Annotated in this window: 11 protein-coding genes and 1 pseudogene; 3 read left to right on the forward strand and 9 right to left on the reverse strand. The window is 46.0% G+C overall.

Translation table 11 applies throughout. The features are described 5' to 3' along the window. Positions 1-3: 3 nt before the first annotated feature. Together AC23P2_RS12035 and rsmH are read right to left on the reverse strand one after the other, a co-directional pair. Positions 4-396, reverse strand: coding sequence for an FtsL-like putative cell division protein (locus tag AC23P2_RS12035; protein WP_487773421.1), 393 nt, complete (start codon positions 394-396; stop codon positions 4-6). A 21-nt stretch (positions 397-417) separates the two neighbouring features. Then, positions 418-1,320: a 16S rRNA (cytosine(1402)-N(4))-methyltransferase RsmH gene (gene rsmH / locus AC23P2_RS12040; protein ID WP_487773422.1), complete on the reverse strand. Its 903-nt coding sequence runs from the start codon at positions 1,318-1,320 to the stop codon at positions 418-420. Positions 1,321-1,564: 244 nt separating this feature from the next. Between rsmH and AC23P2_RS12045 the strand changes: the two genes are divergently transcribed. Then, the gene (locus tag AC23P2_RS12045) at positions 1,565-2,686 is read left to right on the forward strand and encodes a sensor histidine kinase (protein ID WP_487773423.1); all 1,122 of its coding nucleotides are present in this window, start codon (positions 1,565-1,567) and stop codon (positions 2,684-2,686) included. Further along, a complete protein-coding gene (locus AC23P2_RS12050) occupies positions 2,661-3,419 on the forward strand; it encodes a LytR/AlgR family response regulator transcription factor (RefSeq protein ID WP_487773424.1) in 759 nt (252 codons plus the stop codon). The genes AC23P2_RS12045 and AC23P2_RS12050 overlap by 26 nt, the downstream gene beginning before the upstream one ends. Before the next feature lie 184 nt (positions 3,420-3,603). Here AC23P2_RS12050 and AC23P2_RS12055 read toward each other — a convergent pair whose 3' ends face one another. The 3 genes from AC23P2_RS12055 to AC23P2_RS12065 form a co-directional block, all read right to left on the reverse strand. Continuing rightward, on the reverse strand, positions 3,604-5,121 hold the full coding sequence (locus tag AC23P2_RS12055; RefSeq protein ID WP_487773425.1) for a RagB/SusD family nutrient uptake outer membrane protein: 1,518 nt from the start codon (positions 5,119-5,121) through the stop codon (positions 3,604-3,606). Between the two features lie 42 nt (positions 5,122-5,163). Further along, positions 5,164-8,322: a SusC/RagA family TonB-linked outer membrane protein gene (locus AC23P2_RS12060; RefSeq protein ID WP_487773426.1), complete on the reverse strand. Its 3,159-nt coding sequence runs from the start codon at positions 8,320-8,322 to the stop codon at positions 5,164-5,166. Positions 8,323-8,572: 250 nt separating this feature from the next. After that, positions 8,573-11,044 carry a glycoside hydrolase family 95 protein gene (locus AC23P2_RS12065; RefSeq protein WP_487773427.1) on the reverse strand — a complete coding sequence of 824 codons (2,472 nt, stop codon included), beginning with the start codon at positions 11,042-11,044 and terminating at the stop codon, positions 8,573-8,575. A 168-nt stretch (positions 11,045-11,212) separates the two neighbouring features. On the opposite strand from AC23P2_RS12065, the gene AC23P2_RS12070 reads away from it, so the two are divergent. Then, a complete protein-coding gene (locus tag AC23P2_RS12070) occupies positions 11,213-12,085 on the forward strand; it encodes an AraC family transcriptional regulator (RefSeq protein ID WP_487773428.1) in 873 nt (290 codons plus the stop codon). A gap of 111 nt (positions 12,086-12,196) precedes the next feature. On the opposite strand, the gene AC23P2_RS12075 is transcribed toward AC23P2_RS12070, so the two are convergent. From AC23P2_RS12075 to AC23P2_RS12090, 4 genes and pseudogenes are all read right to left on the reverse strand, one after another. After that, entirely contained in the window at positions 12,197-13,309 is a 1,113-nt protein-coding gene (locus tag AC23P2_RS12075; protein WP_487773429.1) for a hypothetical protein, read from the reverse strand. A gap of 15 nt (positions 13,310-13,324) precedes the next feature. Further along, positions 13,325-14,122, reverse strand: a complete 798-nt coding sequence (locus tag AC23P2_RS12080; protein WP_487773430.1) for a hypothetical protein — start codon at positions 14,120-14,122, stop codon at positions 13,325-13,327. Beyond that, positions 14,097-14,654, reverse strand: coding sequence for an RNA polymerase sigma factor (locus tag AC23P2_RS12085; RefSeq protein WP_487773431.1), 558 nt, complete (start codon positions 14,652-14,654; stop codon positions 14,097-14,099). The genes AC23P2_RS12080 and AC23P2_RS12085 overlap by 26 nt, the downstream gene beginning before the upstream one ends. A 196-nt stretch (positions 14,655-14,850) precedes the next feature. Beyond that, positions 14,851-15,003, reverse strand: a pseudogene (locus AC23P2_RS12090) (DUF1501 domain-containing protein); the annotation flags it as partial. Positions 15,004-15,182: the final 179 nt, after the last annotated feature.

Genomic DNA, 15,182 nt, shown 5'->3' on the forward strand with positions numbered 1-15,182 from the left:
AAACTACTCTTCCACCACAATCCGCTGTGGCGTTTTACGGCTCTCTTTTATACCAAACACCTCCACCTTGGGAGCCAATTCCGATTGTTTGCCCATCTTCATATAATTGGCTTTCAGGATGGTATATTCGGCCCGTAAGTTATTTACTTCTTCATTTGATTTGCGCAATTGGCGCATTTGGCGCTCGGCGTTGATTCGACAAAAGACCATAATTAACCCTAGAAATAGCAAAAAAAGGGAGCCGTCGATGTACTTGACGGGAAACTGCTTCCCTCCCATTACATTTTCTACGTTAAACCATCGGCTCAGCCACCCCAAGACTTTACTATTGCCCGTTTTGTTTTTTTTATTTGGGCGACCATTTGCATTCGGCCCACCTACTACGTTAACAGCCATAACAGTTTTAATGGTTTGGGTTTATAACTTTTCAGCTACCCGTAATTTGGCACTACGAGCACGAGAATTTTCAGCAATTTCCTCAGGACTGGCTTCGATGGGCTTGCGGGTGATGGCTTGCAATGGTTTGAGGTCGTTTCCAAAAAAGTCTTTTTCGACTTCCCCAAAAAATTTTCCTTTGGCGATGAAGTTTTTAACAAGACGATCTTCCAATGAATGATACGACATCACCACCAAACGCCCCTGAGGCTTGAGCACTTCGGCCGACTGCGTAAGAAACTCTTGCAAAACGGCCATTTCGTCGTTTACCTCAATCCGCAGCGCCTGAAACACCTGCGCAAAATATTTGTTCTCTTTTCCACGGGGCGCAAACCGTTGCAGGGCCGTCTTGAGGTCGGTCACTGTTTCAATCGAGCGATTGGCACGGGCCGCCACAATGGCCTGCGCCGCAGTTTTGGCATTTTGGAGTTCGCCGTACATCCCAAAAATACGATGTAGTTCTTCCACGGTATAGTTGTCGATAATATCGCGGGCCGTTTTGCCAATTCGGGGGTTCATGCGCATGTCAAGCGATGCCTCAAAACGCGTAGAAAAACCCCGCTCTGGGGTATCAAATTGGTGCGAAGACACGCCCAAGTCGCCCAAAATCCCATTGACTTGCTTGACACCGTACAGGCGAAGGTACTTTTGAAGGTAGCGAAAATTGGCATCCACAAACGTCAAACGCTTGTCGTTGATGGCTTCGGCATTGGCCCGCGCGTCGGGGTCTTGGTCGAAGGCAAATAAACGGCCTTTTTCACCCAAGCGCGCCAAAATCGCTTTTGAGTGACCACCGCCGCCAAACGTCACGTCCACATACACGCCATCGGGCTGTATGTCTAATCCTTCCAAACATTCTTCCAATAATACTGGGTTATGATACATCTCGGTTTTTAGCTGCTGGGTTCGTTTTAGTAAATGGGTATGCGAACCGCCACAAATTTAACAACTTGTTGAGAAGAGGGACAGTTATTAAACTTTCTTTTTTACAGACACTTAACCAATTCACTGATTGCCAAAAGAATCTGACTTGTATTTTATCGGTAAATTTCCATAAACTGCCGATTATAGCAACCATCATTTTTGTTTTTTAAGTAAGATTGTTCCGTCATACTGTATCAGGAAACACATGTTACTCAATCCGAATAGAAAAAACCTACCGCTTGTCATTCATCTCTTGGCATGGTCCCTCATCTCAGGACTGGTCTTAATGCCTCCCTTTGGCGGGCGGCTGGCCATTCCCGATGAATACTGGGTCAAACAATGGATACTTTTGGTGCTGCTTATCAGTAGTTTTTATTTTAACGCCAAAGTACTCATTCCCAAATTGCTTTTTAAAAACCACACCTTGTGGTACTTAGTCTCGATAGCTGCCGTGGTATTCGTCATTTATTGGACGATTCAGGGTGTGGAGTCGTGGTTGAACTTACCTGAGCTTTGGCACAAGGCCGTTCGCCCCGATAAAAAATGGGATGGCGTGTCTAGGGGGCGTCGTTTTGATACCTTTACGCTGCTTTATTCGCTCTTGTCGCTGGGAGCAAGTACGAGCTTAACGATGGTTCAAAAATGGCAAAAAGACGCCCGCATCCGCGAACAGCTTGAACAAGAAAAAGTGACTTCCGAATTGTCTTTTTTAAAGGCGCAAATCAACCCACACTTTTTCTTTAATACCCTCAACAACATCTACGCGTTGACGATGCTCGACGTAGAACACGCCCGTGAGGCACTTCATCGGCTTTCGCGCATGATGCGGTATGTATTGTACGAAACCAAAGAGGGCATGGTAAGCCTGAGCCACGAGATTGCATTTTTACAGGACTACATTCAGCTCATGCAACTGCGCCTAACGGACAAAGTAAAGATCACCTTCGACAAACCTGAGCCTTACCAAGATGTGTCGATTGCACCCATGCTTTTGTTGCCGTTTTTGGAAAACGCCTTCAAACATGGCGTCAGTGCCACACAACCTAGCGAAATTTTTGTAGGTTTGAAACAAGAAGGCGCTACCCTCAGAGTAGAAGTTAGAAATACCCTCTTTTCGGGAAAAGGGCCTACTTTGGACGAGAGTAATGGCATTGGTTTGGTAAATACCCGCCGTCGGTTAGATTTGCTTTATCCCAACCGCTATCGCCTCGACATCACCGAGCATACCCCCACCAACGAATACTTGGTGATATTGGTGATTCAAACGCCTAATGTAACGCAATCGACCCAAACTCCTTCTTATGAACCTGACTTGCATAGCCGTTGATGACGAACCCCTCGCTTTGGGATTGGTCAGTGTATTTATCGAAAAGACGCCTTTTCTGACGTTAGTCGGCAAATACTCCAGTGCCGTAGAAGCACTACAAGGGCTGCATGACCAAAAAGTTGACCTCATTTTTTTGGACATCCAAATGCCTGATTTGACGGGGATTGAGCTTGCTAGGGTTTTGGGACAAGCCCAACAAAATGGCGTTGGCCCGCGCATTATCTTCACGACCGCCTTCAACAATTTTGCCATTGAGGGCTATAAAGTCGATGCCTTAGACTATTTGTTGAAACCCTTCAATTACGAAGAGTTTCTTCGGGCTGCCAACAAAGCCAAGGCGTATTTTGAGTTAATCAACCGCCCTGCACCAGCCCCTGCCGTTGCAGCAGCGCCCGTTGCCACCGAACCCGAAGAAGATTCGCTCTTTTTGAAGGTTGAATACCAGCTTGTTCGGGTAGCCTTCAAAGATATTTTGTACATCGAAGGGCTAAAGGATTACGTCAAAGTTCACCTTCAGGGAAGCAACAAACCTATTTTGTCGTTGACGAGCCTAAAAGCTTTGGAAGACAAACTTCCTGCCCGCAAGTTTATGCGGGTACATCGGTCGTTTATCGTTTCGTTGGATAAAATCGCCAGTCTCACCCGAAATAGCATTCAAATTGGGACGATGACAATTCCTGTCAGCGATCAATACAAAGATGCCTTCAGCGTTTTTTTGAATAAATGGACGTAGAGCTTTAGAATTTTGTCAAAGTTTCAAAAAACACTTAAAAAAATACCCGTTGAACGGGCGAAAGCAATGCAATAAAAGTTCATCTACCGAGATGATGATTGATTCGTGCAGAGTAACGTCAGAGACGTTAAACCATACAGGCCCCGACATTATGTCGGGGCCTGTGATAGTAAACAATCAACAATTAATATCCTGTATTTTGCGTCAAGCTTTTATTTCTATCCACTTCTGATTGTGGGAACGGCAACACGTTGTTTTTCTCCCCAAACACCAAGGTTTGTCCCGCAGGATTTTTTACCGCGGTTAGTCTCGAAGCCATCGCGTTCCAGCGTTTCAAATCAAAATAACGGTGCCCTTCCAAGGCTAATTCCACACGGCGCTCGTGGCGAATAAACTCCCGCAACGATTCTTTTGTATTGTATTTTGCTTGGTCAACTGCGGGGAGTTTCACACTCGTCCGAGTGCGAATGGCGTTGAGCGCGTCGTAAATACTCGCATCAGGCCCCGACACTTCGTTTTTGGCTTCGGCGTATGCCAACAATACTTCGGCGTAACGCATGTGTACCACGTTCATATCCGTGAGTGGAATCTTGGTTCTATCGTACGGCAATTTCGACAAATCCATGTATTTTTTCTGGGCAAATCCCGTTAGAAGTGGGTCCGTATGACTATAATTGGTTGTTTCTGGATCTCCAGGGGCTTTGATTGTCATACGCAGACGCGGGTCACGGTTGGTGTACGGATTGGCCGCATCGTAGCCAGAACCTGCTTCCGAAATCATTTTCCCGTTCGTCATTTCGTATTCATCCACCAAGTTTTGATAAGGAGCAATGGCACCGTACCAACCAATTTCCACCAACATTCCTTCGTTGCCTTGGGGGTTGTTAGGGGCCAAATATTTGGTCGAAAACAATATCTCGTTGTTGTTTTGTTGGGTTGTTGTCAAAAAGAGATTGGCATATCCACCCTGATAAATCGAGAACAACTTTGAGTTGATGATCTCATTGGTGATGGTCGCAGCCTCCGCCCAGTTTTGTTGGTAGAGCCGCACGCGGGCTTTCAAAAACTGCGCACTGGCTTTCACCGCACGTCCCGTGTAAGCCGTGGCGGGCAGTTTTGAAATGGCATAGTCCAAGTCTTCCAACACAAAGGCGAGTACTTCTTCTTTGGTACTTTGTTTGATTTTGGCTTCTTCGGCAGTTTTAGGGGCTACTTTGTACAACACGACTCCGCCAAATAGTTGTACCAAGTCGAAATAGTACATGGCTCGCAAGAAGCGTACTTCGGCCGAGTAAACATCTTTGTTGGCTTGCGATACCGCACTGACCGACCCTATATTTTCTAAGAAATAATTACAAGCCGCAATGCCCTGATAAGGCTGGTTGTAAAGCCCCGAATTGACGTTACTTGGATTCACAACACCTAGGGTTACGGCCTGATAGCCAAAGAAATTATGTCGGTCATAGGCATTGTCAGAATACGTATCAAAAAATGGCTTTCGGTGGCCATAAATCCCATTTTGAAGCGTACGGTACACCCCCGCCAACGCCATAGTGACGTCGGTTTCGGTTTTCCAGAACGTCGCGCCCGAGATGGCATTCAGTGGGTTTTTATCCAAAAAGTCTTTGTCGCAAGAACTCAACGTGCTGAAGCACATCAAAGCTGCGAGGCATTGGGTCATGTATTTTTTATAAAATTTCATTGTTGTCGAACGTTTAAAATGAGTACTAAAGCGCGGTATCACCTAAAATTTGATGTTCAATCCTCCCGTAAAAATTTTCAACTGAGGGAATTGTGCAAATCGTCCTGAACCTGCTCTTTCGGGATCGTTTCCTTCGTATTTTGTCCACGTAATTAAGTTATCACCCGAGAAATACACAATCAACCCTTTGGCTCCTACTTTGCTAAGGATGTCTTGATTGAAAGTGTAAGAGAGATACAAGTTTTTCAAGCGCAAATACGACGCATCTTGCAAGAAATAAGTAGAGGTATAACCTGACACCCCTGGGTAGCCCACTTGATACACGGCAGGAACGGTGGTGCTAGGATTGGTAGGCGACCAAGCGTTTAGGAAGCGCAACGGAGGTGCCGAACCTTGTTGGAATGGCTCATACCCCCAACCGCTCACTTGGGTCTTGATTCCCTGTACCCCTTGGAAAAACGCCGTTAGGTTAAAGCCTTTCCAGCCTGCATTGAGGTTAAACGAATAGTTGTACGAAGGAAAACGGCTAATGCGCACTCGGTCTTCTGGGCCAACGGTACCGTTGCCATCCAAGTCTCTGATTTTTAAATCCCCTGGCTTGAGCGTACCTGAATTAGGTTGCTTGGGCGAACTGTTGATTTCGTCTTGGCTTTGGAAAATACCCGCCCACTCATACATAAAGAAGTTGTTGTACGGCTGTCCTATTTCGATTGTACCTAGGGTCTCAGCCAACAAATTGGTCACTTTGTTGCGATAGCGGTGGAAAAGCACACCCACTCCATAATTGAATTCATTGATGGTTTTGTTGTGTCTCAATTCCAACTCAATCCCTGTGTTTTGCATGGCTCCTGCATTGACAATAGGCGCGGTAAGTCCCACACTGTTTGGCAAATCTTGACGCTGCGTGAGGATGTCCCGAGTGTCGCGTTTGTACCAGTCGATGGTAGCGCCAAAGAGTCCTTTGAACAAGTCAACGTCTAGCCCAAAATCCAACATCGACGTTTTTTCCCACCGCAAATCTTTGGTCACCAAGCGGGTCAACTGTGCTCCCGTTGTGAGCGACGAGCTCCAAGGATAGGCCGTTAAGTTAAGTACGTCTTGGTAAGGATAATTCCCGATTTCTTGGTTTCCAAGCGTACCGTACGAAGCGCGTAGTTTTAGGTTGTCAATCCACGATACGTTGTTTTTGATAAAATTTTCTTCCGAAAGTTTCCACGCACCCGAGCCACCGCCAAAAATCCCCCAACGGTTGTCGATTCCCACGCGCGACGTTCCGTCGTAGCGAATGTTACCTTCGAGGAAATATTTGTTTTTGAAATCGTAATTGGCTCTTCCAAACAACGACTGCAAGGCCCATTCGGAAGCACCACCGTTGGTTGTTTGGTTGGTCGGGCCGCTACCGTCAAGCACCATGATGGACGTAGTTGGGAAGTCGTATCTAGCCCCACCTACGTTTTCGGTGAAATTGTTTTGTTGCTCATAACCCGCCAGTAAGTTCAGGTTATGGTCGGTACCAAATTGGGTGCTGTAATTGAGCGTACTGAAAAAGGTTTTCGTAATAGCGCGGGTTTCATTTTGTCGAAGCCCGTTGAAATCGGGGTTACCGTTGGCCACTTGCACATAATTTCCTGAGGCATCGGGCTGGTATGCAAACGACTGCGATGGGTACTGACGGTTTTTGTATTGTTCATCAAAATACGTAATAGCCCCCTTACTCATCCATTTTAGGTTTTTCAAAATGCTTACTTCAGCAAACGCCTGGGCGTTGACGTTGTACGTTTTGGTGAATTGGCCACCCGTTGCATACACTTCTTCTACGCTGCGGTTTCCTGTTCCGTTGGTCGTAAAATCGCGGTTGGTTACTCGTCCACTTCCGTCAGGCAAAAACGGCATCACTGTCGGTGCCGAGGCATAGGCGAGCAGCAACAGGTTGTCGTTGGTCAACCAAGGCGCTTTTGCATCCTGAAACGACAAGTTGATGTTTGTACCAACGCGCACCCGCTTGTGTACTTGCGACGAAAAGTCAATTAACCCGTTGTATCGCTTGTACTTATACCCTTTGGTGATACTTTGTTGGTCTAAGTAATTAAAAGAAGCATTGTAAATCGTCTGCTCGTTTCCACCCGAAAACCCGATGTGATGGTTTTGAATCGGGCCTTTGCCTAGCACATGGTCTAACCAATTAAAATTGGGGTACTTGTCGCTGTTGGGGTTGTTTTTGTACAAATCAATTTGGGCTTGGGTATAAAGCGCAGGTTGTCCGCTGCGAAGGCGCGCCGAATTGTACATTTCCATATACGTTGCCGAATTGGTAATGAGTTCAGGATATTTCGTGGCTTCACTCACGCCCATGCTTCCGTTGTATTCAATCTGGGTTTTGCCTGCTTTCCCTTTTTTGGTAGTAATCAAAATCACCCCGTTGGCAGCCCTCGCTCCGTAGATAGACGCCGACGCGGCATCTTTCAAAACGGTCACGCTTTCAATGTCTTGCGGCGAAAGGTTCTTGATGGAAGCAATGACCCCATCAACCAATACCAAAGGAGCCGAAGAAGCACCAAACGACCCAAATCCCCTGAGCTGAAAAGAGGCATCGTCGCGGCCTGGCTCGCCCGTACTTTGAATGATGTCCAAACCCGCTACTCGTCCTTGAAGTAAGTTTTGCATGTTAGGCACGGGGCGTTGCGTCAGTTCCACGCCCGACACCGTCGCTACCGACCCCGACAAGTTTACTTTTTTCTGCGTGCCATAGCCCACCACTACCACTTCCGAAAGGGCGGAGGCGTCGGCTTGGAGGGTTACATCATAAACGCTTCGGTTATCGGTCAGCACTTCCTGAGAAATATACCCAATGTAACTAAACACCAACGTGGCATTGTTGGCAGCTTGAACACTGTACTTTCCGTTGACGTCGGAAATGGTACCCGTCACGGTGCCTTTTACCTTCACGCTGGTGCCTGGTAGAGGCACGCCACTGGCGTCAAAGACCGTCCCTGAGATTTGTCGGTTTTGTGCAAAAGCCCCTTGCACCATGCCTCCCAACAACATCACTAGCGCCAATACACTGGACCTCAAGCCAATGCGTAACCGACGCGTTAGGGAGAAAAATTCTTGTTTGTTACTGTCTTGCGTTGCGTACAATACCCGTTTTTGGGGCAAAGGGGTGCCTGTACTCCTTTCAAAAGGCGTAGAATGAATTGCCATAAGTTAAAATGATTAAAGGTTAAAATTTGGTAAAAGAACAGATGTTAGGGTTGTTGTGCATAGGAAGATTCAGTGAAATGGTTAGACAAATTTAAGACCCATAGGGCAGCAAAAGAATGGAGAAAACCGTAAAATATTTGTACAAATCCGACTTATTTGTAACCTATTTTTCGCGTTTTAGGCATAGTGATAACTAAGGCGTTGCTATTTGTCATCATAGCAACGCCTTAGTTATTTAATGCTTCGTGCCTTATTTTACAGTCAGTAAATAAGTTTTATTTTTTTGCGTTTTTAATTGCAACACGTACCCATCGGCCGTCTTTACGGAAGTGGTATTTGTTCCTTGGACAGTCACGGGTTTATGGGTGAGAAGGCGCAATTCTTCGCCGTTTATCGACTTTACTTGAGCTTGGGTCAGGGTATTTTTTTCCCATTGCATCGACACTTCAAAACCGCCGCGCCCACGCAAACCACTGACTTTGCCCGATGGCCAATTGGTAGGTATCGCAGGCAATAAGTGCAGTTTATCTTGGTGACTTTGGAGAAGCATTTCGGCCATACCCGCCGTTCCTGCAAAGTTTCCATCAATCTGAAAAGGTGGGTGAGCGTCGAATAAGTTAGGGTACGTTCCTCCGCCACGGCTCATGATGGTTCCTGTTTCATTGGTATATTTCAACAACTCCCGAATGAGAGTATAAGCGTGATCACCGTCCAACAATCGGGTCCAAAAGTTGATTTTCCAACCTTTGCTCCAGCCCGTTCCTTCGTCACCGCGTAGTTCCAAGGTCTTTTTAGCCGCATTAAAAAAGGCAGGCGTTTCTTTCGTAATCTGACGCCCTGGGTGCAAACCAAACAAGTGCGAAACGTGGCGGTGGCGGGGGTCGGTTTCGGGAAAATCTTTCGACCATTCCAACAATTGACCTTTGCCGCCAATCTGCAACGGCAACAGCTTGTTTCGCTTGGCAATCAGCAACTCTCTAAATTCTTTGTCTTGCCCCAACACCGTCGAAGCATCAATAAGATTGGTAAACAAATCCCAGATAATCGACATGTCCATCGTGGTCGCTACCGATACGCCTTGTTGCTTGCCCGCCGCGTCAAAAAACTTATTTTCAGGTGTGGTAGATGGGGCCGTTACGAGGTAGCCGTCTTTGTTTGTCACCAACCAATCGAGGGTAAAAAGAGCGGCTTCTTTCATTACAGGGTACGCCTTTTCGGCCAAAAACGTTTTGTCGCCCGTAAACCGATAATGTTCCCACAAATGTTGGCACAACCAGTTGCCACCCATGTACCAGTTGGCCCACACGGGGTCACCCGCACCTACGTCGCCTACGGCATTGCTCAACGCCCAAATGTCGGAGTTGTGGTGCGCTACCCACCCTTTGGCGCGGTAGTAATCGTGGGCTGTTTCGTGACCCGTTTTGGCCAAATGCTGAATCCAATCAAGCAGTGGTTGGTGCATTTCCGAAAGGTTGGTCACTTCCGCAGGCCAGTAGTTCATTTCGGTATTGATATTGATGGTATAATTGGAACTCCACGGGGCACGAAGCTCTTTGTTCCAAATTCCTTGCAAGTTGGCAGGCGGTCCTCCTGGGCGCGACGACGAAATCAACAAATAACGACCGTACTGAAAATAAAGCACTTCCAAGTCGGGATTGTAACGGCCTGCTGTATATGCTTTTAGCTGTTCGTCGGTTGGTACAGGGGTTGTATTGGCATTCAGGGTGTCTTTAATCGTCAGTTGGCAACGGTTAAAATACGATTGATATTCGCTCTGGTGTTGTTTCAGTAAGGTCGCGTACGGCTGTGCGAGGGCCTTGGTAAGGAAACCAGCCGCCAGTTGTTTTTCGTCTTTCCCATCTTTATCGGGGCATTTGTCGTACCCATTGAAACTGGTAGCAGCCGCAATGTACAAAACTACTTCGCTGGCCTTCTCAATGTGGATACCTGCGGTGTCAGTTTTTACCGAGCCATCTTTGGCAACCGCTTTGATTCGGTACTGAAAACGCATTCCGTTACAACCTTCGCTGTCTTCATAAATGACGGGTTGACGGCCTTTGGGATTATAATAGGACGGATCCACTTTCGCAGGTGCTTTGCCATTGACGACCAGTTCGGTGCTACTCAACGGTTGTTTCTGAATCCGTAATTTAGAATTGGTACTAATGTCAAGATTAAGCTGTTTTGCTTTGTCTGCACTCAAACGAACCACAAACACATTGGCAGGTGCCGAAATAAACCCTTCCCGTACGTAAGTGACCCCATCCATGGTGAAACGGGTGGTAGATATAGCTTTTGAAATATCAAGGTCGCGGTAATACCCCTGTGGACTTCCACCCGCAAAACGATGTTTTATCACCAAATCAGCCAAAGGCAAGTACGATTCGGTATAAAAACCTTGCATTTTTTTGGTGAGTTCGTTGGCCTTTGAATAATCTTCTTTTTCCAACAATGCCTCGCGAATGGCACTGAGGTATTGGTGGGCTTCTGGATTAACATTTTTTTTGAGCGGCCCACCCGACCACAGCGTTGACTCGTTCAACTGTATCAGTTCTTCATTGACACCGCCAAACACCATCGCCCCAATCCGACCATTGCCCAACGGAAGTGCCTCCACCCACCTTTCGGCGGGCTTGGCATACCATAGTTTTTGGCTCGATTGGCCAAAGGTTTGAAAATAACATAAAAAGAGGAAGGCAAAAGATTTCAATAAGTGCTTCATAATGTGTGTAGAGACTTGTAAAGTTAAGGCTATGATTAGAAATAGAACTATTGGTTTTACAAAGTACGTGTATTTCTAATCCAGTATAAATTTGGAAATTATCAAGATTATAAGTTATTTTAACTACAAAACAGACATAAACGAGTATTTTCTGCTAACTTTTTCAGTATGAAGCCACAGCTTTTACAGGTCGCGATTAGTCCTAATCGCTCCTTTAGCCTTCGTCGTGATACAATTCCGAACATCAACAACCGTTGGCACTGCCATAAAGAAGTAGAATTGGTTTGGTTTCACCGAGGCAGCGGAACGCAGTTTATTGGCGACAGTATCCGACGCTTCAAACCTGGAGATGTAGTGCTGGTGGGGGCTAATTTGCCACATTACTGGCACTTTGACCACGAAGAGAAAATTGATTGCCCCAAAGGAAGTGAGTTTTATTCTTCAGTAATTCATTTTACCGAAGATTTTTGGGGAAGCCAGTTTCTACAACTCCCCGAAAATAAAATGCTTAAAAATGTGCTCGATAAAGCCAAAAGGGGTATCTCTTTTTCGGAAGAACTAAGCCAACAAATGGCACAACAAATAGAAGTCATTTTCTCCACGGAAGGCACTTACCAACTCATCGCCCTGATTCAGTGTTTGTTATTGGCTCAACACTGCGACGAGAATGACCTATTATCTTCCCTTAGTTTTCAATACGACGCCTCCGACCTTGAGAATGAGCGCCTGCACGGTATTTATAAATACACCCTCCAGAACTTTCATAACAAGATAAAACTGCAAGAAATTGCGTCGCTGGCGGGACTCACGCCTAACTCTTTTTGTAGGTATTTTAAGCACCGAACGGGTAAATCGTACTCTCAGTTTTTGCTCGAAATACGGGTAGGGAATGCCTGTAAGTTACTCATCAACACACCCATGACCATCAAGCAAATTTGTTTTGAAAGTGGTTTCAACAACTTCACTTGTTTCTATAAGCAGTTCAAAGCCATTACAGGCATGAGTCCCTTTTCGTACCAAAAAGCCCACGCAGAGCGGTAGAAGGAATGACGGAATGAACGAATGACATATTTAGGCGAGTCCGTAGGACTCGCTGGTCCCAATTTTCAATTGGGACCCACACGGCCCAGCGTCTCTGACGCAAACCTGGAACTAACGTCCAATTTTTACCCCAAAATTGATAAAACCGAGCTTGCCACCTTGCTGATTGTAGTATTGGGCATTGCTAGTAGGGTTATTTCCTGTTCGCGGTGTAATCTGGGTAAACGAAGGGGTATAATTAAAAAAAAGTGACACACTTCGGTAACCCACTTCTGCCATGTAAGTGAAGTTTTTCAAACCGTTCTCTTTCGCAAAGAAACTCATATCCTTAGACCTAATAACGGGGCCACTAGTGGCCGTAACCCGACCTCCCAAAACTCCATCTGAATCTATAGAGTATCCACCCCAGCCAATGATCATACTGCCAGCATCCAATGGCTGTTTCATTCTACTAACATTGTAACGAACCCCTACTCCCAACGAGAAAGTTTCTTTTCCTTTTTTGTTTTTAAGGAACACTTTGGGCATCAATTGAAAATTATAACTGAACGCGCGCACATCGGTTTGCTGTGGCGTAAGCGCTAACGTATTGGTGTAATAATCGTATCTGGCAGAAGATATTCGATTGTCGGAGAACAGTTCTGGATCCATTTTTTCTACATTGGAATATTGATACCTCAACCCCAACGCCTCTACCCCTACTCCGTACCTAAATTTCATCCCCATTCGTTTTCCATTCCACCAATAAGCGTCGTGTACCAAACTCACTCCTACCACCGAACGGGTTCGTAACCAAAGCGAATTAAAAACCGTATATCTCTTGCTCGGTGGATTGTCCATAAAAACGGAAGGGTCATTGAGTCGAAAGTATTCGTACCGACCAATGGGCTGGTTGAAAAAAGTGTAACTACCCATTCCCAGATGCAAATTAAAAAACGTGTTTTTCTTATAATCTTGCCAATATTGTTGCCATTTGGGAAGTGGTTTGGCCGTTGAGCGATAAGGCGCTGAACTCAACTGAATGTGCCCCAACGTAGAGTCTTTGGTTTGATTCAAGTCACGTAGAAGCTTGTTTAAGTCCAAACGCTCAAGCTTTTGTAAATCTGCGGGCGTTTTCCCGTAAAAAATAACACGGCTCGCGGGCCCCGCATTCACAATGAGAGAGTCGGCAGCGAAGGTCACGTGCGTAGCTGCCAAAAGGCTAAATAGAACGACTGTTTTCATGGTTGTAATAGATTATTATTTGGATGCTGGAACGACAAGGCTGTGCGCCATCAACGACCATACGCCTTTGCCAGCGCGGCGATCTAAAGCCCGTAAATCAAATTTTCGCTCCGTACGAAAACGGCGAGCTTCTCGGCTAAACCGCTCTAAAAACGAGGTTTTTAACAAATCATTGACCGAAGATTTTTCGGGCAATTCGGGTAAATCAATATCGACAATTAGCACCCGTTCTTTGGGTTTAACCTCATCCCCTGACTCCCCCTCCCCTTTCAGCACAAGGGGGCTTTTTTGGGCTTCGCCCTCTTCCTTTTGGGCACGGGAAAACGCTTCACCTTTCTCCAACAAGGAGAGGGACTGCGGGGAGGTGATTGCGTCGGTTTGAACAGCAACCTCTACAAGCCTACTTGAATCTTCTGGTTCAACGGCCCAAGTATCTTCTACAACTAACTGTCTTTCAACGTATCCGTAGCTTTTATTTTTCTTCACAAAAGACTTATTTTGTTGAGTGGCTGCTACTTTTAATGGCTCAACGGGGGGATTAGAAAGATTACGTTGCGGAGTAACTTTGGTCAAGTTTGCAGGTAGTTTAGTCGAAGAATGGGGGTTCAACAACCATTTACCCAACAATACTATCCCAATAAAAGCAGCGGCTACCGCCGCCCATCTACCAAAAGCAAAACCACGACGGGGCGAATTTCGAGTTTCGATACGCTCCCACACGGCATTTTTATCCCAATCGAGCGGGGCAAAATCCTGCGGTGTTTCCTCGGCGAGCGTATCCCGAATTTTATCGAATAGTTTTTGATTGTGCATAGTCTTTCTCTAATTCAATGACCTTTTTTTGCAGCAATGACTTGGCTTTACTCAACTGAGATTTGGATGTTCCTTCCGAGATGTTCAGCATTTTGGCAATCTCGGCATGGCTGTAGCCTTCGATTTCGTACAGGTTAAAAACCGTTCGGTAACCGACAGGAAGCTGCGAAACGATTTCCCAAATCTGCGCGGCCGAAAGCTTCTCGATGGTGTTTTCGCTAACGGCTTCGATTTCCAACTCAGTATCTGACAACAAGTGAAAACTAGCTCGTTTCCGCAGTGATTTTAGGGCTTCATTTACGGTGATTCGCTTTAGCCAAGCCTCAAAAAACGGAACACTCGTAAAGGTTGCTTTGGGTAAATGTTCAAATGCCAAACAAAATGCTTCCGAGACAACATCCTCAGCTTCCATCCGTTCTCTCAAGTACCTATAAGCCAACCGATAAATAACCGTTGCGTAGCCTTCAAAAAGTTGTTTTTGAGCGACTTTATCGTGGTGCTGGGCTTTTTGTATGGTAGCGAGTGTGATCAAATGGCGTAAATTTTGGGCTTATAATAAAAAACGCAGGCGAAAGGTTGCCTGCGTTTTCAAAAAAATATAAAAGTTTTTTCGCGCGCGCTGACCCCAATTTAAAATTGGGGTCAAAATGGGCTAGCGTCTCTGACGCAACTCGCTGGTCCCAATTTCCAATTGGGACCCACACGGCCCAGCGTCTCTGACGCAACCATCAACTCAAAATTCCCTTGACCAATTTACCGTGTACATCCGTAAGTCGGAAACGGCGGCCTTGGTATTTATAGGTCAGCTGCTCGTGGTCAACGCCCATCAAGTGCAGCAAAGTCGCCTGAAAATCATGGACGTGGACGGGGTCTTTAAGCAGGCCATTGGCTGCTCTTAACACACAAGAAGTTGTAGAAGCTTCTTAAAAAGAAGAATATTACGCTAAGTCTTTAACAAAAATAAATACCTGCAAGTTGCCTTTTATAACCCTTTTACCATCAACTGGTTAGTGTAACGATAGACTTATACGTTCATGTGTAGCTTGCTAGCATGTAACTC

The sequence above is a fragment of the Runella sp. R0.1_18 genome (genome assembly GCF_057652155.1).

What these genes read in the sequence shown, in the direction of transcription:
- AC23P2_RS12080 (WP_487773430.1), bottom strand. Translation starts at nt 14,122, where the DNA reads ATGCACAATCAAAAACTATTCGATAAAATTCGGGATACGCTCGCCGAG.
- rsmH (WP_487773422.1), bottom strand. Translation starts at nt 1,320, where the DNA reads ATGTATCATAACCCAGTATTATTGGAAGAATGTTTGGAAGGATTAGAC.
- AC23P2_RS12050 (WP_487773424.1), top strand. Translation starts at nt 2,661, where the DNA reads ATGAACCTGACTTGCATAGCCGTTGATGACGAACCCCTCGCTTTGGGA.
- AC23P2_RS12070 (WP_487773428.1), top strand. Translation starts at nt 11,213, where the DNA reads ATGAAGCCACAGCTTTTACAGGTCGCGATTAGTCCTAATCGCTCCTTT.
- AC23P2_RS12045 (WP_487773423.1), top strand. Translation starts at nt 1,565, where the DNA reads ATGTTACTCAATCCGAATAGAAAAAACCTACCGCTTGTCATTCATCTC.
- AC23P2_RS12075 (WP_487773429.1), bottom strand. Translation starts at nt 13,309, where the DNA reads ATGAAAACAGTCGTTCTATTTAGCCTTTTGGCAGCTACGCACGTGACC.
- AC23P2_RS12060 (WP_487773426.1), bottom strand. Translation starts at nt 8,322, where the DNA reads ATGGCAATTCATTCTACGCCTTTTGAAAGGAGTACAGGCACCCCTTTG.
- AC23P2_RS12065 (WP_487773427.1), bottom strand. Translation starts at nt 11,044, where the DNA reads ATGAAGCACTTATTGAAATCTTTTGCCTTCCTCTTTTTATGTTATTTT.
- AC23P2_RS12035 (WP_487773421.1), bottom strand. Translation starts at nt 396, where the DNA reads ATGGCTGTTAACGTAGTAGGTGGGCCGAATGCAAATGGTCGCCCAAAT.
- AC23P2_RS12055 (WP_487773425.1), bottom strand. Translation starts at nt 5,121, where the DNA reads ATGAAATTTTATAAAAAATACATGACCCAATGCCTCGCAGCTTTGATG.